The sequence below is a fragment of the Mesorhizobium sp. WSM4844 genome, assembly GCF_055811775.1.
The window spans coordinates 1-19336 of sequence record NZ_JBVVQB010000040.1 but is presented as its reverse complement, the minus strand read 5'-3'; the positions used below and the strand labels follow the sequence as shown (position 1 = coordinate 19336).

The 19336-nt window shown below is 64.1% G+C and carries 18 protein-coding genes and 1 pseudogene; 16 read left to right on the top strand and 3 right to left on the bottom strand.

Translation table 11 applies throughout. The annotated features are described in order from the left end of the window. The first annotated feature begins 234 nt into the window (after positions 1 to 234). The 13 genes from rpsF to AC0L2A_RS25350 all read left to right on the top strand — a co-directional run bounded on the left by rpsF (position 235) and on the right by AC0L2A_RS25350 (position 12321). Positions 235 to 726 (top strand): 30S ribosomal protein S6, encoded by a 492-nt coding sequence (gene rpsF, locus AC0L2A_RS25410; protein WP_236371601.1) that lies wholly within the window; start codon positions 235 to 237, stop codon positions 724 to 726. After that, a complete protein-coding gene (gene rpsR / locus AC0L2A_RS25405) occupies positions 726 to 974 on the top strand; it encodes a 30S ribosomal protein S18 (protein ID WP_006203718.1) in 249 nt (82 codons plus the stop codon). The genes rpsF and rpsR overlap by 1 nt, the downstream gene beginning before the upstream one ends. A 394-nt stretch (positions 975 to 1368) precedes the next feature. After that, positions 1369 to 1953, top strand: coding sequence for a 50S ribosomal protein L9 (gene rplI / locus AC0L2A_RS25400; RefSeq protein WP_091590536.1), 585 nt, complete (start codon positions 1369 to 1371; stop codon positions 1951 to 1953). A gap of 277 nt (positions 1954 to 2230) precedes the next feature. Next, a complete protein-coding gene (locus AC0L2A_RS25395; RefSeq protein ID WP_128247648.1) occupies positions 2231 to 3520 on the top strand; it encodes an SAM-dependent methyltransferase in 1290 nt (429 codons plus the stop codon). 84 nt (positions 3521 to 3604) lie between these two features. Further along, a complete protein-coding gene (locus AC0L2A_RS25390; RefSeq protein ID WP_091590534.1) occupies positions 3605 to 3928 on the top strand; it encodes a YnfA family protein in 324 nt (107 codons plus the stop codon). 3 nt (positions 3929 to 3931) lie between these two features. Beyond that, a complete protein-coding gene (locus tag AC0L2A_RS25385) occupies positions 3932 to 4900 on the top strand; it encodes a small ribosomal subunit Rsm22 family protein (protein WP_473611132.1) in 969 nt (322 codons plus the stop codon). Positions 4901 to 5107: 207 nt separating this feature from the next. Continuing rightward, the gene (locus AC0L2A_RS25380) at positions 5108 to 6598 is read left to right on the top strand and encodes a replicative DNA helicase (RefSeq protein ID WP_023800713.1); all 1491 of its coding nucleotides are present in this window, start codon (positions 5108 to 5110) and stop codon (positions 6596 to 6598) included. 230 nt (positions 6599 to 6828) lie between these two features. Further along, positions 6829 to 8232: a DNA repair protein RadA gene (gene radA, locus AC0L2A_RS25375; RefSeq protein ID WP_023800715.1), complete on the top strand. Its 1404-nt coding sequence runs from the start codon at positions 6829 to 6831 to the stop codon at positions 8230 to 8232. 27 nt (positions 8233 to 8259) lie between these two features. Beyond that, positions 8260 to 8928, top strand: a complete 669-nt coding sequence (locus AC0L2A_RS25370; RefSeq protein ID WP_023800716.1) for a CvpA family protein — start codon at positions 8260 to 8262, stop codon at positions 8926 to 8928. A 78-nt stretch (positions 8929 to 9006) separates the two neighbouring features. Further along, on the top strand, positions 9007 to 10476 hold the full coding sequence (gene purF / locus AC0L2A_RS25365) for an amidophosphoribosyltransferase (RefSeq protein WP_023800717.1): 1470 nt from the start codon (positions 9007 to 9009) through the stop codon (positions 10474 to 10476). A gap of 58 nt (positions 10477 to 10534) precedes the next feature. Next, on the top strand, positions 10535 to 11287 hold the full coding sequence (locus AC0L2A_RS25360) for an SDR family NAD(P)-dependent oxidoreductase (protein WP_287216715.1): 753 nt from the start codon (positions 10535 to 10537) through the stop codon (positions 11285 to 11287). An 81-nt stretch (positions 11288 to 11368) separates the two neighbouring features. Continuing rightward, a complete protein-coding gene (locus AC0L2A_RS25355; RefSeq protein ID WP_027152684.1) occupies positions 11369 to 11998 on the top strand; it encodes a hypothetical protein in 630 nt (209 codons plus the stop codon). A gap of 119 nt (positions 11999 to 12117) precedes the next feature. Continuing rightward, positions 12118 to 12321, top strand: a complete 204-nt coding sequence (locus AC0L2A_RS25350) for a hypothetical protein (RefSeq protein WP_027152685.1) — start codon at positions 12118 to 12120, stop codon at positions 12319 to 12321. Positions 12322 to 12335: 14 nt separating this feature from the next. Here the strand turns inward: AC0L2A_RS25350 and AC0L2A_RS25345 are convergent, their stop codons facing one another. Continuing rightward, positions 12336 to 12842 (bottom strand): OsmC family protein, encoded by a 507-nt coding sequence (locus AC0L2A_RS25345; protein ID WP_128247654.1) that lies wholly within the window; start codon positions 12840 to 12842, stop codon positions 12336 to 12338. A 142-nt stretch (positions 12843 to 12984) separates the two neighbouring features. After that, entirely contained in the window at positions 12985 to 14019 is a 1035-nt protein-coding gene (locus tag AC0L2A_RS25340; protein WP_473611131.1) for a MerR family transcriptional regulator, read from the bottom strand. 255 nt (positions 14020 to 14274) lie between these two features. Here AC0L2A_RS25340 and AC0L2A_RS25335 point away from each other — a divergent pair. Beyond that, positions 14275 to 15151: pseudogene (locus AC0L2A_RS25335) on the top strand (DMT family transporter). A gap of 170 nt (positions 15152 to 15321) precedes the next feature. Here the strand turns inward: AC0L2A_RS25335 and AC0L2A_RS25330 are convergent. Next, a complete protein-coding gene (locus AC0L2A_RS25330) occupies positions 15322 to 16185 on the bottom strand; it encodes a LysR substrate-binding domain-containing protein (protein ID WP_473611130.1) in 864 nt (287 codons plus the stop codon). A gap of 112 nt (positions 16186 to 16297) precedes the next feature. On the opposite strand from AC0L2A_RS25330, the gene AC0L2A_RS25325 reads away from it, so the two are divergent. Next, positions 16298 to 16705 carry a tautomerase family protein gene (locus AC0L2A_RS25325; protein WP_091590519.1) on the top strand — a complete coding sequence of 136 codons (408 nt, stop codon included), beginning with the start codon at positions 16298 to 16300 and terminating at the stop codon, positions 16703 to 16705. A gap of 202 nt (positions 16706 to 16907) precedes the next feature. Continuing rightward, positions 16908 to 19130, top strand: coding sequence for an AMP-binding protein (locus AC0L2A_RS25320; RefSeq protein WP_473611128.1), 2223 nt, complete (start codon positions 16908 to 16910; stop codon positions 19128 to 19130). Positions 19131 to 19336: the final 206 nt, after the last annotated feature.

Here is a 19336-nt window from a genome sequence, read left to right as displayed (position 1 = left end):
CCTGTATAGACGCCCGCAATCTGCCGGTCCTTGCTGGGGGCTGAACGGAGGGCCGGAGGTTTTTCGAAAACCTTCGTGTGGAGCCAGAAGCGCTTCCGCCTCCCGTGTCTCCGCTCTCGACCGTCTCGTCATGCTCCTTTCTTCCCCGCCCCGCCAGGGATCGCCGGGTCAGAGAAGTTGCAGAGGCTTTTGCCGCCGGGACCGGGAGAGAAACAAAGAAAGGCAAAGAACAATATGGCTCTTTACGAACATGTGTTTCTTGCCCGGCAGGACCTCTCGCAGCAGCAGGTCGATGCGCTTGTCGAACAGTACAAGGGCGTCATCTCCGCGAATGGCGGGTCCGTCGGCCGGGTCGAGAACTGGGGACTGAAGTCCCTCACCTACCGGGTCAACAAGAACCGGAAGGCATACTATACGCTGATGGACATCACCTGCCCGCCGGCCGCGCTCAACGAGATGGAGCGCCAGATGGGCCTGTCCGAGGATGTGCTGCGTTTCCTCACCATCAAGGTCGATGCGCATGAGGAAGGCCCGTCGGCAATGATGCAGAAGCGCGAAGAGCGCTCGGAACGCGGCGGCTTCGGCGACCGTGACCGTGGCCCGCGCTCGTTCGGCGACCGCGATCGCGGCGACCGTGGCGATCGCCCGCCGCGCAGCTTCGGTGGCGATGGTGCAGACCGTGGCCCGCGCCGTCCGCGCGAAGCTGTTGAAGGGGGTGCAGAATAATGGTCGACATCAACCAGATCCCGACCCGGCGCCCGTTTCACCGCCGCCGCAAGACCTGTCCGTTCTCCGGCGCCAACGCGCCCAAGATCGACTACAAGGACGTGCGTCTTCTGCAGCGCTATATTTCCGAGCGCGGCAAGATCGTGCCGTCGCGCATCACCGCCGTCAGCCAGAAGAAGCAGCGCGAACTCGCCAAGGCGATCAAGCGCGCCCGCTTCCTCGGCCTGCTGCCGTACGTGGTTCGCTAACACTGATCAGGTGACCATGATCTTATCCGAAAACCGGTTTCCACTTTTCGGGATCATGGACAACACTGACTAGTAGACCATGATCTTTTCCCGAAAACCGGTTTCCACTTTTCGGGATCATGGACAACACTGACTAGTAGACCATGATCTTTTCCGAAAACCGGTTTCCACTTTTCGGGATCATGGTCTAGCCAGCGGGCGGTTCGCCGCCCGCTTTTCCCACGGCGACGGGCGCCGCAGGGTTGCCATCAAATCCCGGGTTGGGGTGAAGACCTCTAACTGCCGCGACAGGCAGGACAGCGACATCGGCGGCGACGCCCTCAGCTTCCTGACCTGTTCCAGTCAATTCGGCGTCGATGCCAGTGATTTGGCGCCCAAACGAAGGAACAAAACCATGGAAGTCATTCTTCTCGAACGCGTTTCCCGCCTCGGCCAGATGGGCGATACCGTCAAGGTCAAGGATGGATTCGCCCGCAACTTCCTGCTGCCGCAGGGCAAGGCGCTGCGCGCCAACGAAGCCAACAAGAAGAAATTCGAAGGCCAGCGCGCCCAGCTCGAAGCCCGCAACCTTGAGCGCAAGTCCGAGGCGATGCAGATTTCGGAGAAGCTGGACGGCAAGAGCTTCATCGCCGTGCGTTCGGCCGGCGAAACCGGCCAGCTCTACGGCTCGGTGTCGACCCGCGACATCGCCGAGTTGCTGACGGCGGAAGGTTTCTCGGTCAACCGAAACCAGATCCTGCTCAACCAGCCGATCAAGACCATCGGCCTGACCAATGTGGCGATCGCCCTGCATCCGGAAGTCGAGGTCACCATCACGCTCAACATCGCCCGCACGGCCGACGAAGCCGAGCGCCAGGCCAAGGGCGAGATGCTGACCACAGCCGAAGCCATCTATGGCGACGACATCAACGACAATGCGCGCCCGGACAACTTCTTCGATCCCAATGCCGAGTTCGAAGGCGGCGAAGACAACGGCTGATTGCACGTCACAAGGCGTCAGAGCGGCGCTTTAAAACGTTTCGTCGGCTTCCAGTCATTTCTGGACCAACGCCCGGGCGCCTCGCCCGGGCTTTTTTGTGCCAAACGGAACTTTTCGACCCCCTATATCTTGATGCAGACTATAGCGCCGCGCGTCGTTTGGACGCGCAAAGGACGCTGCAGGACTTTGGTTCGGCGCATGATCCTTTCCGAAATCGAATTCGGTTGTCGGGTCATGCGCCGAGACAGCGTGTCTGACCGAGAGGGGACATTTGTTCATGAATATTCTGCTGAAACGCATTCTCGACCGCCTGGTGCGCACCGGCAATCTCAAGGTCACCGGACCGAAAGGCCTCTCGGTGACTTTCGGTGACGGCAGCGGCGATCTGGTGCACATGCACATCAAGACCACGCATGCCGAGCGCGCCATCAGCTTCGATCCGATGCTGGCGGTGCCGGAAGCCTATATGGACGGTGAGCTCGATATACTCGAGGGCGGCGTGCTGGGGGTGATGCGCATCGCCTTCCAGAACATGGATAGCGGCGGCATCGATGCCACCTGGTCGAAGGCGATAGAAGGCCTGCGTCACGCTTTCCGCCGCCTGCAGCAGATCAACACGGCGGCGCGCGCGCGCCGCAACGTGCAGCGCCACTATGATCTGTCAGGCGACCTTTACAGGCTCTTCCTCGACGACGACATGCAGTATTCCTGCGCCTATTTCGAGCAGCCGGACATGACGCTCGACGAGGCGCAGGCAGCCAAGAAGCGCCACATTGCCGCCAAGCTCAGGCTGAAGGCCGGCCAGACGGTGCTCGACATCGGCTCCGGCTGGGGTGGGCTCGGTCTCTATCTCGCCAAGTCCTTCGACGTCGACGTGCAAGGTGTGACGTTGTCGACAGAGCAGCATGGCGTCGCCACCGACCGCGCCCATGCGCAAGGCCTGGAGAACCGCGTGCATTTCGAAGTGAGGGATTACCGCGAGCTCAACGAGCGCTTCGACCGCGTCGTCTCGGTCGGCATGTTCGAGCATGTCGGCGTCAACCACTACCGCACCTTCTTCGACAAATCGGCGACGCTCTTGAAGCCGGACGGCGTCATGCTGCTGCACACGATCGGCCGCTCCGGCGCGCCGTGGGCAACCAGCGCCTTCATCCGCAAATACATTTTCCCGGGCGGCTACGTCCCCTCGCTCTCGGAAGTGATGCCGGCGATCGAAAAGTCGGGCCTCATCGTCACCGACATCGAAGTCCTGCGGCTACATTATGCCGAGACGCTGAGACATTGGAGCCAGCGCTTTGCCGCCAACCGCGACAAGGCCAAGGCGATCTATGACGAACGTTTTTGCCGCATGTGGGAGTTCTATCTGGCAGCCTCGGAAGCCGCTTTCCGCTGGCAGGATCTGGTGGTCTTCCAAATCCAGATCGCCAAGAAGAACGACACGCTGCCGATGTCTCGTGACTATATGGCCAAATGCGAGAAGGCGTTGCAGCTGCGCGACATGGGGCATCGTCCAAAAGCCCCTGCCGCCAAGCCCGCCCGGCGCCGCAAGGTGGCGGATATGGAATAGACCGCCGGCGATCACGCCATTGCCGCTTGCCATTGGCGGCCCACATGCTGAAAAAGGTCTCGCCGTCGCCGCGAGACTTTTTTCATGACCTATCTCATCTACATCGTTGCTGCCCTTGCCGAGATCGCCGGCTGCTTCTCGATCTGGGCGTGGTGGCGGCTGGAAAAGTCGCCGCTTTGGCTGGCGCCAGGCCTGGTCTCGCTCGCTTTGTTCGGCTTCCTGCTGGCGCTGGTAGACATCAGTGCTGCGGGCCGCGCCTATGCCGCCTATGGCGGCATCTACATCGCCGCCTCGCTCGGATGGCTGTGGCTGGTGGAAGGCGTGCGCCCCGACCGCTGGGACCTTGCCGGTTCCGCGCTCTGCATCGTTGGCGCCTCGGTGATCCTGCTCGCACCTCGGGGTGCCTGAGCTATGGAACTGCCTATCCCGCTTCGACAGGGCGTCGAGCGTCTCCTCGAAAACGTGCCGCTGCCGACGCTGAAACAAGCGGCAAAAACGCTGTCGGACCGCTATCGCGCCGAACTGCGCGACGGCCGCCTGCATACGGCCGAGGAGATCGCGGTCAAAGCCTATCTGGCGACGCGGCTGCCGGCGACCTATGCCGCTGTCCGTGCCAGTCTCTATGCGCTCAGCGAGGCAAGGCCCGATCATGCACCCAAAACCCTGCTCGACGTCGGCGCCGGCCCTGGCACCGTGCTTTGGGCTGCGCTCGATCTCTGGCCCGACCTCGAGCAGGCGGTGCTGATCGAGGCGAGCGCCGCGGTGCGCCGGGTCGGCGCGGCGCTTGCCGCTGAGGCGATGACGGCCAGGGTCGCCTGGCTGGCCGGCGATGTCAGCCTCGATCTCGGCGATCTCAAGCCGGCCGAGCTGGTCACCTGCGCCTATGTGCTGGACGAGATCGTACCAGCGTCGCTGCCAACACTCATCGACCGGCTCTGGCACCTGACCAACGACACGCTTCTGGTCGTCGAGCCGGGCACGCCGGCCGGATGGCAGCGCATTCTTGCCGTGCGCCGACAGCTGATCGAGGCGGGCGCGCACGTGCTTGCGCCTTGCCCGCATGCGGCTCCCTGCCCGCTCGTGCCGCCCGACTGGTGCCATTTTTCGCGCCGTGTCGCGCGTTCGCGCCTGCACCGGCTGGCCAAGGACGCCGATGTGCCGTGGGAGGACGAGAAATTCATCTATGTCGCTGCCTCCCGCCACGCTGTTGCCCCGCCGCAGGCGCGTGTGATCGCACCGCCGAAATCAGGCTCGGGCAAGGTCCTGCTGAAACTTTGCGAAAAGGACGGCAGCGCCGACGAGAAACTGTTCACCAAGCGCGACGGCGATGTGTTCAAGGCCGCGCGGCGGCTCGACTGGGGCGACGCACTGCCTGAGTGATTGGCAGCTATTTTCCTGTTTTGTTCTCGTCCGAGAACGGCTAGGCTCGCCATCTTGATTCGAGTCAATCAAGATTCTTTCCACCGAAAAATCTTGGCTGTGAATCGCGGGCACCGAAGCTGATTGAATGAAGACTGATGCAGATAAGTCATCACCGACCTATCCCGTTACTGATATCGAGAGACCGGCATCGAAATCGGGGACGTAATGGCAGAGGCAGCACGAAAATTCGGCGTGGCGGAAACACCGCTCTATCGCGAGGCACCGAACAACATCGAGGCCGAGCAGGCGCTGCTCGGCGCCATCCTCGTCAACAACGACGCCTTCTACCGCGTGTCGGATTTCCTGAAATCCGGCCATTTTTACGAGCCGCTGCACAGAAAGATCTTTGAGGTCGCCGCCGAACTCATTCGTATGGGCAAGATAGCAACGCCGATCACGCTGAAGACCTTTCTGCCGGCCGACGAGAGGGTCGGCGACATGACGGTTGCGCAATATGTCGTACGGCTGGCCGTCGAGGCGGTCACCGTCGTCAATGCCGCCGACTACGGCCGCGCCATCTATGATCTCGCCACGCGACGCGCCCTGATCACCGTCGGCGAAGACATGGTCAACATTGCCTACGACGCGCCGGTCGACATGTCGCCATCCGAGCAGATCGAGGATGCCGAGCGGCGCCTGTTCGAACTGGCCGAGACCGGCCGCTACGATGGCGGCTTCGAGAGCTTCACCGACGCGGTCAAGACCGCCGTCGACATGGCCAACGCCGCCTATATGCGCGACGGGCACCTGTCGGGCGTCGCCACGGGCCTGCGCGATCTCGACCGCCGCATGGGCGGCCTGCAGCCGTCCGATCTGATCATCATCGCCGGCCGCCCGGGCATGGGCAAGACCTCGCTTGCCACCAACATGGCCTTCAACATCGCCGAAGCCTATGTGCCGGCACAACAGGCCGACGGTTCGTTCAAGGCGGCAAATGGCGGCGTCGTCGGCTTCTTCTCGCTCGAAATGTCGTCGGAACAGCTCGCCACCCGCATCATTTCCGAACAGACCGAAATCCCGTCGTCGAAAATCCGCCGCGGCGAGATCAGCGAAATGGATTTCGAAAAGCTGGTCGCCTGTTCGCAGACCATGCAGAAGATCCCGCTGTTCATCGACCAGACCGGCGGCATCTCGATCGCCCAGCTGTCGGCGCGGGCGCGGCGGCTGAAGCGCCAGCGCGGCCTCGACGTCATCGTCATCGACTATATCCAGCTGATGCAAGGGTCGAGCGCCAAATCCTCGCAGAACCGCGTGCAGGAGATCACCGAGATCACCACCGGCCTGAAGGCGCTGGCCAAGGAGCTTGCCGTGCCGATCATTGCGCTGTCGCAGCTGTCGCGTCAGGTCGAAAGCCGCGACGACAAGCGCCCGCAGCTCTCGGATCTGCGCGAATCGGGTTCGATCGAGCAGGACGCCGACGTGGTGATGTTCGTCTACCGCGAGGAATATTATCTGAAGAACCGCGAGCCGAAGCCCGGCACCGACGAATACATCAAATGGGAACACGAGATGAACGAGATGCGCGGCAAGGCCGAGGTCATCGTCGCCAAGCAACGCCATGGACCGACCGGCTCGGTCAGCCTCGCCTTCCAGGGCGAGTTCACCCGCTTCTCCGACCTCGCCGAGGAGCATCATATTGCGGAGAGGTTTGAGTAGCTTTTGACTTACCGCCGTGCTCCGTCACACCCCCCTCTGGCCTGCCGGCCATCTCCCCCGCAAGGGGGGAGATCGGCAGCTTCTGCGTTGGCGTCTCTTCTTCAACTTTGGAGATTGGCGAAAGCATTCGTGACATCCAATCTCCCCCCTTGCGGGGGAGATGTCCGGCAGGACAGAGGGGGGTGGGCAGGATCGCCCGCCTCCGGCCATTTGCGAGCGACGCAACGCTGATGGCTAAATCGCGCGTCCAGTTCATCTGCCAGAATTGCGGTTCGGTGCATCAGCGCTGGGCTGGCAAATGCGATGCTTGCGGCGAGTGGAACACGCTGGTCGAGGAAGGCACGTCCGGCGGCATCGGCTCGGGCCCGGCCAATACCCGCAATGCGCGCAAGGGCCGCGCCGTGGTGCTCACGACTTTGTCCGGCGACATCGAGGACGCGCCGCGCATCGTTTCCGGCATCGGCGAGCTCGACCGCGCCACCGGCGGCGGTTTCGTGCGCGGCTCGGCCCTGCTGGTCGGCGGCGATCCCGGCATCGGGAAGTCGACGCTGTTGACCCAGGCGGCCGCAGCACTGGCGTCCAAGGGCCACCGCATCGTCTACGTCTCGGGCGAAGAGGCGGTTGCCCAGATCAGGCTGCGTGCGCAGCGGCTCGGCGTCGCCGATACTCCGGTGGAGCTTGCCGCCGAGACCAATGTCGAGGACATCCTCGCCACCATCGCCGACGGCAAGCGGCCGGACCTGGTGATCCTCGATTCGATCCAGACCTTGTGGACCGACATGGCCGATTCGGCGCCCGGCACCGTCACCCAGGTGCGTGCCGCCGCCCAGGCGATGATCCGCTATGCCAAATCCACAGGCGCGGCGATCGTGCTCGTCGGCCACGTTACGAAGGAAGGCCAGATCGCCGGGCCGCGCGTCGTCGAGCATATGGTCGACGCGGTGCTTTATTTCGAGGGCGAAGGCGGCCACCACTACCGCATCCTGCGCACGGTCAAGAACCGCTTCGGACCGACCGACGAGATCGGCGTGTTCGAAATGTCTGATATGGGCCTGCGCGAGGTCGCCAATCCATCCGAGCTTTTTCTCGGCGAACGCCATGCGAAAGCGCCGGGCGCCGCGGTTTTCGCCGGCATGGAAGGTACCAGGCCGGTGCTGGTCGAAATCCAGGCGCTGGTGGCGCCGTCGTCGCTGGGCACGCCGCGTCGCGCCGTCGTCGGCTGGGACGGTGCCCGGCTGTCGATGATCCTCGCCGTTCTCGAAGCCCATTGCGGGGTCCGCTTTGGCACGCATGACGTCTATCTCAACGTCGCCGGCGGCTACCGTATCTCGGAGCCGGCCGCCGATCTGGCAGTGGCGGCCGCACTGGTTTCCTCGCTCACCGGTCTTGCCCTTCCCGCCGATTGCGTCTATTTCGGCGAAATCAGCCTTTCGGGCGCCGTGAGGCCGGTTGCGCATGCGCAGCAGCGCCTGAAGGAAGCCGAAAAGCTGGGTTTTGGAAGCGCGGTTCTGCCCTTGGGCAGCGAGGAACTTGCCGGGGGGATAGGGGCCGGCGCTTTCCAGCCCACCGAGCTTGCCGATCTCGTGGCGCGCATAGCCGGCTCACGGCGCAGCCGCGCCGACGAGCAAGAATGACGCGGCTCATGAAGTGGGGCAAAAGACATGCCGATTACGCTGCTTGACGGAATTCTCGTCGGCTTCACCTTGGTCTCGGCGATGCTCGCCATGGTTCGCGGCTTTTCGCGCGAGGTCCTATCCGTCATCTCCTGGATAGCGGCGGCCGCGGCAGCGTTCTTTTTCTATCAACCGGTCCTGCCTTACGTTCAGCCCTATGTCGACAATGAGAAGATTGCCATGGTGGTGGCCGCCGGCATCGTCTTCATCGTCGCGCTGATCGTCGTCTCCATCATCACCATGAAGCTCGCCGACTGGATCATCGATTCCAGGGTCGGCGCGCTCGACCGCACGCTTGGTTTCCTCTATGGCGCGGCGCGCGGCATCCTGGTCGTCGCGGTGGCCCTGCTGTTCTTCAACTGGCTGGCCGGCCCCAAGGCTCCGGGCTGGGTCGCCGATGCCAAGTCGCGGCCGCTGCTCGAATCGATCGGCGCCAAGCTCGAAAGCCTGCTGCCCGAGGATCCGGAAAACGCGATCCTCAACAGGCTCAATCCGAATCAGCCGGCACCCGAGACCGGCGCCGAGACACCTCCGGCAGCGGATGCACCCGCGGCGGACGCACCGGCAACCGGCGACGATGCTCCGGCGCCCGACGGCAGCGAGACCGACGCACCACCGGCCGACAATGCACCGGCCAATCCGGCGCCGGCAAACTGACGATCATGTGAAGGCCGCAAACTCTACGTTGCTCTCGAGCCGTCATCACACTATATAGCGACTTTAGCGGAGCTGAAGATGGCAGACGCAGACGACGTGCTTTCCGCCGAGGCTGACGATCATTTCCATGACGAATGCGGCGTGTTCGGTATTTTTGGCCGGCAGGACGCTGCGGCTATCGTCACGCTCGGCCTGCATGCGTTGCAGCACCGCGGCCAGGAAGCGGCCGGTATCGTTTCCTATGACGGCACCCAGTTCCATGTCGAACATCATGTCGGCCTGATCGGCGATACATTCACCAAACAGCGCGTCATCGACAGCCTGCAAGGCAACCGCGCCATCGGCCACACGCGCTACGCCACCACCGGCGGCGCCGGCCAGCGCAACATCCAGCCGTTTTTCGCCGAGCTCGCCGATGGCGGCTTCGCTGTCGCCCACAACGGCAACCTCACCAACGCCATGACGGTGCAGCGCGCGCTGCAGAAACAGGGCGCGATCTTCTCGTCGACCTCCGACACCGAGACACTGCTGCATCTGGTCGCCACCAGCAGGGAACGCGATCTCAACTCGCGCTTCATCGATGCGGTGCGCCAGGTCGAAGGTGCCTTCTCGCTGGTGGCGATGACTTCAAAGAAGATGATCGGCTGCCGCGATCCGCTCGGCATCCGGCCGCTGGTGCTCGGCGATCTCGACGGCGCCTGGATCCTGGCTTCCGAAACCTGCGCGCTCGACATCATCGGCGCGCGTTTCGTGCGCGACCTGAAGCCCGGCGAGATGGTCGTCGTCACCGCCAAGGGCATAGAGAGCCTGTTTCCGTTCGAGCCGCAGAAAACCCGCTTCTGCATCTTCGAATATGTTTATTTCGCGCGTCCGGATTCGTCGGTCGAGGGCCGCAACGTCTACGAGGTGCGCAAGCGCATCGGCGCCGAGCTGGCGCTCGAAAGCCCGGTCGAGGCCGACATCGTCGTGCCGGTGCCGGACAGCGGCACTCCGGCGGCGATCGGCTTTTCGCAAGCCGCGGGCATCCCGTTCGAGCTCGGCATTATCCGCAATCACTATGTCGGCCGCACCTTCATCCAGCCCGGCGATTCGATCCGCCACATGGGCGTCAAGCTCAAGCATAACGCCAACCGCCGCATGATCGAAGGCAAGCGCGTGGTGCTGGTCGACGATTCGATCGTGCGCGGCACCACCAGCCAGAAGATCGTGCAGATGGTGCGCGATGCCGGCGCCAAGGAAGTGCACATGCGCATCGCCTCGCCGCCGACGCGCGCTTCCTGTTTCTACGGCGTCGATACGCCGGAGAAGTCGAAGCTGCTGGCGTCGCGCATGTCGGTGGAAGAGATGGCCGAGTTCATCCGCGTCGATTCGCTCGGTTTCCTGTCAATCGACGGGCTCTACCGCGCCGTCGGCGAGGCCGGCCGCGACAATGAGCAGCCGCAATTCTGCGACGCCTGCTTCACCGGGCAATATCCGACCCGGCTTGCCGACTTCGAAGGTTCGGACAATGTGCGCACGCTCTCGCTGCTGGCGGCGGGCGGGGCGTAGGATTGCCGGAACACCAATTGCCTTCCCGAGTTTCACGCCTGCTCACGGAGGCCCTCGCATGATCCCCACCCCTGGCCTCGACCTTTCCGGCCGCGTCGCGGTCGTCACCGGCGCCTCGCGCGGCATCGGCTACTTCATCGCCCTGGAACTTGCCGCCGCCGGCGCACACGTCATCGCCGTTGCCCGTACCGTCGGTGGGCTGGAGGAACTCGACGACCAGATCAAGGCGGCGGGCGGACAAGCCACGCTTGTGCCGCTCGACCTCGCCGACATGGCCGGCATCGACCGGCTGGGCGGCGCCATCCATGAGCGCTGGGGCAAGCTCGACATCCTGGTCGCCAATGCGGCGGTGCTCGGCGTCATCTCGCCGATCGGCCATGTCGAGGCCAAAACCTTCGAGAAGGTGATGACCATCAACGTTACCTCGACATGGCGGCTGATCCGCTCGGTCGACCCGCTGCTCAGGCTCTCCGACGCCGGCCGTGCCATCGTGCTTTCCTCCAATGCCGCCCATTCGGCGCGGGCCTTCTGGGCGCCCTATGCGGCGTCGAAGGCGGCCGTCGAGACGATGATGCGTTCCTGGGCGCATGAGACGGAAAACCTGGCCCTCAGGGTCAATGCCGCCGATCCCGGCGCCACCCGCACCGCCATGCGGGCGCAGGCGGTGCCCGGCGAGGATCCGGAGACGCTGCCGCATCCCCAGGAGATCGCCAAACGCATCGTGCCGCTGGCCAGCCCGGCGCTTACGGAGACCGGGCTGATCTTCCAGGCCAAGCACAACCGCTTTGTTGCCTACCGGCAGCCGGAGTAGACGCATCGCGCATTTCGACGGAAGAATTGCGCCGCCGCCGACGTTATTGGAATGCCAGATTTTCCGAAACGGAGGACCACCATGCGCAGACTGCTTCTCGTCACCGCCGCTGCATCGCTGGCAGCCATCGGCGTCGCATCCTCGCAGGATGCGACGATGAGCTTCTTCGTCACCAGCGTCGGCTCGGGCAAGGGCGCCGATCTCGGCGGCCTCGCGGGCGCCGATGCGCATTGCGCCTCGCTGGCTGAAGCCGCGGGCGTTACGGGCAAGACATGGCACGCCTACCTCTCGACCAGCGACACCGATGCACGCGATCGCATTGGCACGGGACCGTGGTTCAACGCCAAGGGCGTCAAGATCGCCGACGATGTCGCTTCGCTGCATAGCGATGCCAACGCCATCACCAAGCAGACGGCGCTCAACGAAAAGGGCGAAGTGGTCAACGGCCGCGGCGACAAGCCCAACCGCCACGACGTGCTGACCGGGTCCAAGCCCGACGGCACGAAAATTGCCGACCAGACCTGCGGCGACTGGACGCTCAGCGGAGCGGAAGGTGCGGCAATGACGGGCCATCACGACCGCACCGGTCTCGACGATTCGGCCGCCGCCAAATCGTGGAATTCCTCGCACGCTTCACGCGGCGGCTGCAGTCAGGAGGCACTGAGGAGCACCGGCGGCGACGGCCTGTTCTACTGCTTTGCCGTGAACTGAGGCGGCCCAACAAATGCAGAAAACGCTGGCGTGGCGACCCACCGCGCCAGGCTGCGCTTTCGCCGATCGCCCAGAATTGATAGGATCACCCGACTCCCACAACAAGCGAGGAAACTTCCATGGCTTCGAGCGTAGCGCTGGTCTGGTATCTGGTGATTGCCGGCCCGCAAGGCGGCATGGTGGTGCTGCCCAGCACGTTCGACACTCGCGAACAGTGCGCCTTCGCCGTCACCGAATATCAGAAGCAGCCAACGCCGGCCGGCTGGTCGGTGCAGTGCGTGCCGAGCGCCTCGCCGTTCGCCGACGAGGGCGAAAGCGAGTAGCCGGCGGCGCGCGTTCAGCGCTGAGCGCTGACCGTCAGTTCCGGCCTCGTATTGATGGTCTGAAACACCACGCAATAGCGTTCGGTCAGCTTGAGCAGTGTGTCGACGCGCTCTTGTGGCTCGTCGCTGTCGAGGTTGAAATTCAGCCGGATGGCGCGGAAGCCGACCGGCGCATCTTTTGCCACGCCTAAGGTGCCGCGAAAATCGAGATCGCCTTCGGCCTCCACGGTGGCGGCGCCGAGTTTGAACTCCAGCGCCGTCGCCACTGCCTTCAGCGTTACGCCAGCGCAAGCGACCAGCGCCTCCAGCAGCATGTCGCCCGAGCACAGTTCGAGCCCGGAACCGCCGGTAGCCGGATGCAGACCGGCAACGGCGAGCGCCCTGCCGGTCTCGACCTTGCAGGCGATCGACTGGTCGTCGACCGAGCCCTTGGCCCGAAGCGTGATCAGCGCGCGCGATGCGTCGTCGCGATACGCCTCCTTGAGCGGCGCCTGCATGGCCTTCAGTCCGGTGGTGTCCATGTCCAACCCTTTTCGGCAGTCATTTTCATCGCTCGTCACAATACTCGAATAGAACCGGTACGGCCTAAACCTTGATTTCACGACATTTGGATCGGAGTGACAAGCTGTCCAGACATTGCTGCGTCGTTAGACTTGATGCCTTTCATGCGGCCTGGGGCCGCCGCGCGATGACGCCGTCCGTCCGCGCCCGCACCTCGGGTGAGGCCAGGCAGGTGGCGACGGCCTCGTAGCCGGGAGTGCCGGGGTACCGGGCGACGTACGTTGGCGGGCTGTGATTGGCGGGGCAGAGGATGATCGCTTCGTCGGTGCCGACAGCCGCCAGGTCGAGTATCGCGCAGGAGCGCGTGAGCAGAAAAAGCGGTCGACCGCCGGAGCCGCGGCGACGCAAATGGGCAATCAGGGCTTCTTGCGAGGCTTGATCCAGCCCCTGTTCGATCATGTCGACGACCAGGATGGCCGGACCTTCGGCTTCCAATCCGACGAGTAGAGCGATCATTGCGTCGGACACCGCGGCACCGTCCTCGACGAGCCAGGCCAGCGTCTGATCGACCCGCGACCTGAGAGCTGGGTCGGCGTCCACACGAGCCAGAGCCGCCGCACAGCCATTCGCCAGTCGATCCAAGCCAAGGAAGGCGGCGTCAGGCAATGTCTCGGCCAGGCGCTGAGCCAGCCGGGTCTTGCCACTGCCCAGCGGGCCGATGATGTAGTTCAGCGGTCGGATCTGTCCCAGTTCGAAGCGCTCGCCTCCCCAAGGCCAGGGAAGGTCGAAAGCGACGCTGAGCGTAGCCTCTGGCGCCAGCAGGCGCGCCAGTTCCCCGGCGCTTGGCGCTTCGCCTCGAGCGAGGTCGTCCCGCAGGCTACCGATCTTCTCTATTACGCCGACAAGCTGGCGCAGCCGGCCCTCGAGTACCGCCTGGTGTGCGGCCAAGGCCGGCTCCATGCCCCGGGAGTCACCCTCCATCACCCGCGCCACCTGGGCCAGGCTGAAGCCAAGCGCGCGCAGGGCCGCGATCTCGGCGGCGCGGCTCATTTCGACAGGACCGTAGGCGCGCCATCCGGCCGCAGTGCGGATCGGAGCGATCAGGCCGCGCTGCTCATAAAGCCGCAGGGCCTTGGCCGACACCCCGAGCCGGCCGGCGGCTTCGGAAGCGTTCAGGAACTGGGCGGAAGAGTTCATGAATCACCTTGTTGCTGTTGACCGCCTTTCTATCGGGGCTGACCCTGGGGCCGAGTCAACAGGGATGTTCGCGGTCCGCAGGAGCCGTGGGAGAGGCAAGATCACTTCGTGTCGAACTGACACATCGGCTTTGATGAGATGAATCGACTTGCAAAAGGGCATTTCCGCAGCGGCTGCAGGATACGGCAACCCCTGCTGACAGTACGGTGTCAGGACAGGGCAGCATAGTCTGGTGACATGACCGAATTCCCAACCATGCCTGACACCGCCGCCGAGCGCACCCTTGGCATCATCCTGGTTTCGGCGTCGGCAGCCGTCTTCGGCCTCACCGGCGTGCTAACCAAGTCGATCCATGCCGATCCGCTGACCATCACCTGCTGGCGCGGCTTCGTTGGGTCGATCCTGATCACCCTCTATGTGCTTTGGCGGCGCCGTCAAATCCGGTGGGCGTGAAAGCCTGCGCCTCGGCTGGCGCGGCTGGCTGTTGGCGAGCGAGGGCGCGCTAGCCAGCATCGCCTTCATCTCGGCGTTCAAGTTCACCTTCGTCGCCAATGTTGCGATCATCTACGCCACTGCGCCCTTCGTCACCGCGCTGCTTGCCTTCATTCTGGTTCGTGAGCGCTTCCGGCTGCAGACGCTTGCCGCCGCCGCCGTGTCGCTCAGCGGCGTGGCGATCATGGTCTGGTCCGGCTTCGGCACCGGCCATCTGTTCGGCGACGGGCTGGCGCTGCTGATGACAATCGGCAGCGCGCTCTACATGATCATGGTGCGCGCTTTCCGCGACACGCCGGTGGTGTGGGCCGGGGCGGTGTCGGCATTCCTTTTGTTCGTGCTCGGTTGGTTCGTCACCGATCCATTGGCCGTCTCGGCCAGGGACGCAGTGTTGCTCGTCGCCTTCGGCACGTCGTTCGCGCTGGCCTCTATTTTGTGGACGGAGGGCGCGCGGCTCATTCCGGCTGCCGAATCCGGCCTGCTGGGCTCGGCTGAAGTACCGTTCGCGATCCTGTTCGCCTTCCTGTTCCTGGCCGAGGTCCCGCCAGCCGCCAGCATGATCGGCGGCGCCATCGTGCTCTGCGCGGTGTTCGCCCATGGCGGGCGCGACTGCCAAGCGGCCAGGCAGCGCTCTGCCTGAGAAAAATCTGCCGCCGAAATAAATTTGCGGGTGCAAATAAATTAGCAAGGTCATGGAACCATCAACAGGTTCAGGCATTGTTGGCTTTGACGGGTCATCCAAGTCCCCCCAAACCCCTCGGCCCGTCTAACCTATAGCCGATCGCAAGGTCGGCTTTTTCTTTAGCGAAATCAGCTCGGTGCGCCTGGCAAGGCAAGGTTGCCGCTGAACAGCGCAGCCAGATCCTGGGCCGGGGGCTCGGCATCCTGGCGCAGCCGGATGGCGAACTCGGCGATGGGAACCTGCGGCAGGCCAAACTCGCGCGGTGCCTCGACGATGCCGGAATGGGCAAACCGCGCCGTCCGCAGCGTCAGAGCAATGCCGGCATTTACCGCCGTGCGCAGCCCGGCCAGGCTGGCACTGCCGGCGGCGATGCGGTAGCGACGGCCTGCCCTGTCGAGTGCCGCGATCGCCGCTTCGCGAAAGCCGCAATGCGGATCGAGCAGCGCCAGCGGCAGTTCGTCCTGGTGTGTGGCCAAGCCTCTTTGCGAACAGAGCCACATCATCGGTTCGCGGAGCACGCCGATCTCGTCCGGCGCCGGAGCCTGTCGCATGGCGACCATCAGATCGAGGATGCCGGTTTGCAGTGCCTCGGCCAATTCGGCGGAGCGGCCGACGCGCAGTTCGATCCTGACGCGCGGATAGCTCGCGGCAAAGGCCCTGAGCAAATCCGGCAGCCCGCTGTCGGCGAAATCTTGTGTCGTGCCGATGGCCACGCGCCCATCGGCTCGCACGCCCTTGAGGGCCAGCCACGCTTCGCGATGCACAGCAAGGATGCGCCGCGCATGACCGGCCAGATCTTCGCCCGCCGGCGTCAGGACGCGCCCTCTTCCCTGCGGCGCCAGAAGTGGTTCGCCGACAATATCCTCAAGCCGCTGCATCTGCGTGGTCACCGCCGACGCCGAGCGCCCGACAAATGACGCCGCCTGCGCCAGCGAGCCGCGGTCGACGAAGGCGAGAAAGGTTTTGAGGAGGTCGGGGTCGAGCATTGCCATAATTCGACAGTATCAAAGTTTTCCCTGAAAACAATTCGATTTTTATAACGCAAGAACGATGGCAAAGATTTCTGACGGCGAAGAGACGCCGCGTAACCCGAGGAGAGAAATTATGCCGATCATCAATGTCAGCGTCACCGGCAAGCCCGATGCCGCTTTGTCCGCCGCTATCGCCAGGCAGGTGACCGAACTGACCGCCACGCATTTGCGCAAGGATGCGACGATCACAGCGGTGGCCATTTCCTACCATGACCCCGAGCACTGGTTCGCTGGCGGCAAGTCGTTGGCCGAGCATGACGCCAACAGTTTCTGGCTCGACATCAAGGTGGTCGACGGCACCAACACCAAGCTTGAGCTGGAGGCCTATCTCAAGGCGCTCTTCCTTGGCTTTGGCAGCCTGCTGGGCAAGGTGCATGAGGAGAGCTATGCCTTCGTGCATGAAGTCCCGGCCGCCGCCTATGGCTATGGTGGCAAGACACAGGAATTCCGCTTCATCAGCGGGAGGCTGAAAGCGGCGTGAGCCGCCCCCATCAATCCAGGCTCATGCCGCAGGCGCTTTCTCTGCCGCAAGGAAACATAGACACCGCACTTTTCATGGCCGGCCAGGCCAGTAATGCGAAGGTACCGCACCTCCGCATTGACGTTGAGCCCACTTCGTCTAGGTTCTCATCGAAGCGGTCAGGAAGAGCCGCGAGGTCAAAATCTGTTGGGAGAGACGCGGCATGATCCTGACACTGGCGCTGCTTGCGGGTCTCGTCGCGGCCTGGCTGCTGATCGGCGTGGTGGAAAAATTCCGCCTCGGCCTGCGCTTCACGCAGGCGCTGCTCTATGTGCCGTTCAAGCTCGCCTACCGGATTGCCGATGATCGTATCAAGATCGCCCGCAGAACAGCCGCCCCGGTCATTTACGTCATTTCGCACCAGTCGCGCCTCGAACCGGCGCTGATGCTGTCACTGCTGCCGGAAGACACGCTGCACATCCTCGACGAGGTCTCGGCGCGATCGCCCTGGCTCGAACCATGGCGCGAGCTTGGCCGCACTATCGCTTTCAACGCTGAGCATGTCTTCGTCAGCCGCCGGCTGGTGCGGGTGCTGAAGGGCAAGGGCCGCCTTGCCGTCTATCTGCCGGATGCGGTCGAGCCTGATATCAAGACATTTCGCCTGTTTCGCGCCGTCACCCGCATCGCCATGCAGGCCGACGCCCGCATCGTGCCTATCTTCGTCGCCGGCGCGCGCACTCTGCCGGTATCACTGACTGCGGCGGACAAGGCGCCCCGGCGCTGGTTTCCTCTCCTGTCGATCAGCGTGCTGGAGCCGATGACCATCGCCGAGTTGGTAGCGCGAAACCCTGATCAATCCTCGAACACCAATGCGCTGTTCGACCGTTTCGCCGAAGCCCGGCTTTTCGGCAGCGATCTTGACCGCGGCCTGTTCCTCGCCATACGCGACGCCGCCGACCGAGTCGGCGCCTCGCATCCCATCGTCGAAGACGTGGTCAGCGGCACGCTGAATTACAGAAAGCTGTTCATCGGCGCGCGGGTGCTGGGCCGCCGCTTCGAGGCGGTGACGGCGCCGAATGAAGCGGTTGGAGTGCTGCTGCCCAACGCCAACGGTGTCGTGCTGTCGCTCGTTGGCCTGTTGTCAGCGAGCCGGGTGGCGGCGATGATCAACTACACCGCAGGCCCGGCCAGCGTCACCGCCGCCGTGCGCACGGCGGAGATCCGCACCGTGGTCTCGTCGCGCGCCTTTGTCGACAAGGCCAGCCTCGCTGACATCGTCGCGGCGGTAGAAGAAGGCGGCGCCAGGCTGTTGTGGCTGGAGGATGTGCGGGCCAGCGTAACCGTACTGGACAAGCTCGCCGCCGCCTTGCTGTGGCGCTGGCCGCTGCAGCCGCAGAATGCGGCCAAGCCAGCGGTGATCCTGTTCACCTCAGGCTCGGAAGGCACGCCGAAGGCGGTGGTCCTGTCGCACAGAAATCTTCTCGCCAACGCCATGCAGGCTGAGGCCCGCATCACCATCTCGCCGGCCGACATCCTGCTCAACGTGCTGCCGGTGTTCCACTCGTTCGGGCTCACCGGCGGCACCATCCTGCCGCTGGTCACCGGCGTGAAACTGTTCCTCTACCCCTCGCCGCTGCACTACAAGCTGATCCCCGAGGTCGCACGCAAGGCAAGGCCGACGGTCATGTTCGGCACCGACACGTTCCTCGCCAACTATGCGCGCACCGCCAAGGACGGCGATTTCTCCAGCCTGCGCTTCATCGTCGCCGGCGCCGAAGCGGTGAAACCGGAGACGCGCCGCGTCTACCGGGAGCGCTTCCAGGCGGAGATCATCGAAGGTTTCGGGCTGACCGAGGCAGCGCCCGTCGTTGCCGTCAACACCGCCATCCACGGCCGCGACGGCACGGTCGGGCGACTGTTGCCGGCCGTGCGCATGAAGCTCGAGCCGGTCGAGGGCATCAGCGGCGCCGGACGGTTATTGCTCAAGGGGCCGAATTTGATGATGGGCTACATGACCTCAGATCGGCCCGGGGAATTGCAGCCGCTCGACGGCTGGCACGATACCGGCGACATCGTTTCTGTCGACCGCGAGGGCTTCATTACCATTCGCGGCCGGGCCAAGCGCTTCGCCAAGATCGCCGGCGAGATGGTGTCGCTGGGCGCGGTCGAGATGCTGGTGCAGTCGCTGTGGCCGGAAGAGCACCACGCTGTGGTGGCGGTGCCGGACAGGCGCCGCGGCGAGCGTATCGTGCTGGTCACCACCGCCGATGAGGCCGACCCCGATGAATTGCGCAAATTCGGCAGACAAGCCGGCGCCGCCGATCTGATGGTGCCGAACGACATTGTCAAGGTCGAGGAAATCCCGGTGCTGGGCTCTGGCAAGACCGACTACGTCTCGACCCGCAAACTGGCGATTGAGCGTCTGGGGATCAGCGCGGCGGCCTAGCGCCTAGAGGACCACCACCGACAACAGCAGGATGAACCCGACCGCCATCATCAGCAGGCCCGGCCAGTTCTGCGACAGGCCGAGGAAACCGAGTCCGCGCCGCCGCGGCTCAAGTGTCGGGCCTGGCGTTGCATTACTGGCTGCCTGCGGGCAAGCGCCGCTTCGTCTCGATCATACCGGGCATCATCTTCACGCTGATTGCCTGG

Excerpts from the sequence above, each read along its gene's own strand:
- rpsR (WP_006203718.1), top strand. The coding sequence starts at position 726 with ATGGTCGACATCAACCAGATCCCGACCCGGCGCCCGTTTCACCGCCGC.
- rplI (WP_091590536.1), top strand. The coding sequence starts at position 1,369 with ATGGAAGTCATTCTTCTCGAACGCGTTTCCCGCCTCGGCCAGATGGGC.
- AC0L2A_RS25320 (WP_473611128.1), top strand. The coding sequence starts at position 16,908 with ATGATCCTGACACTGGCGCTGCTTGCGGGTCTCGTCGCGGCCTGGCTG.
- AC0L2A_RS25350 (WP_027152685.1), top strand. The coding sequence starts at position 12,118 with ATGGCTTCGAGCGTAGCGCTGGTCTGGTATCTGGTGATTGCCGGCCCG.
- AC0L2A_RS25385 (WP_473611132.1), top strand. The coding sequence starts at position 3,932 with ATGGAACTGCCTATCCCGCTTCGACAGGGCGTCGAGCGTCTCCTCGAA.
- AC0L2A_RS25380 (WP_023800713.1), top strand. The coding sequence starts at position 5,108 with ATGGCAGAGGCAGCACGAAAATTCGGCGTGGCGGAAACACCGCTCTAT.
- AC0L2A_RS25360 (WP_287216715.1), top strand. The coding sequence starts at position 10,535 with ATGATCCCCACCCCTGGCCTCGACCTTTCCGGCCGCGTCGCGGTCGTC.
- AC0L2A_RS25395 (WP_128247648.1), top strand. The coding sequence starts at position 2,231 with ATGAATATTCTGCTGAAACGCATTCTCGACCGCCTGGTGCGCACCGGC.
- AC0L2A_RS25390 (WP_091590534.1), top strand. The coding sequence starts at position 3,605 with ATGACCTATCTCATCTACATCGTTGCTGCCCTTGCCGAGATCGCCGGC.
- AC0L2A_RS25325 (WP_091590519.1), top strand. The coding sequence starts at position 16,298 with ATGCCGATCATCAATGTCAGCGTCACCGGCAAGCCCGATGCCGCTTTG.
- AC0L2A_RS25370 (WP_023800716.1), top strand. The coding sequence starts at position 8,260 with ATGCCGATTACGCTGCTTGACGGAATTCTCGTCGGCTTCACCTTGGTC.
- AC0L2A_RS25345 (WP_128247654.1), bottom strand. The coding sequence starts at position 12,842 with ATGGACACCACCGGACTGAAGGCCATGCAGGCGCCGCTCAAGGAGGCG.
- radA (WP_023800715.1), top strand. The coding sequence starts at position 6,829 with ATGGCTAAATCGCGCGTCCAGTTCATCTGCCAGAATTGCGGTTCGGTG.
- AC0L2A_RS25355 (WP_027152684.1), top strand. The coding sequence starts at position 11,369 with ATGCGCAGACTGCTTCTCGTCACCGCCGCTGCATCGCTGGCAGCCATC.
- purF (WP_023800717.1), top strand. The coding sequence starts at position 9,007 with ATGGCAGACGCAGACGACGTGCTTTCCGCCGAGGCTGACGATCATTTC.
- rpsF (WP_236371601.1), top strand. The coding sequence starts at position 235 with ATGGCTCTTTACGAACATGTGTTTCTTGCCCGGCAGGACCTCTCGCAG.
- AC0L2A_RS25330 (WP_473611130.1), bottom strand. The coding sequence starts at position 16,185 with ATGGCAATGCTCGACCCCGACCTCCTCAAAACCTTTCTCGCCTTCGTC.
- AC0L2A_RS25340 (WP_473611131.1), bottom strand. The coding sequence starts at position 14,019 with ATGAACTCTTCCGCCCAGTTCCTGAACGCTTCCGAAGCCGCCGGCCGG.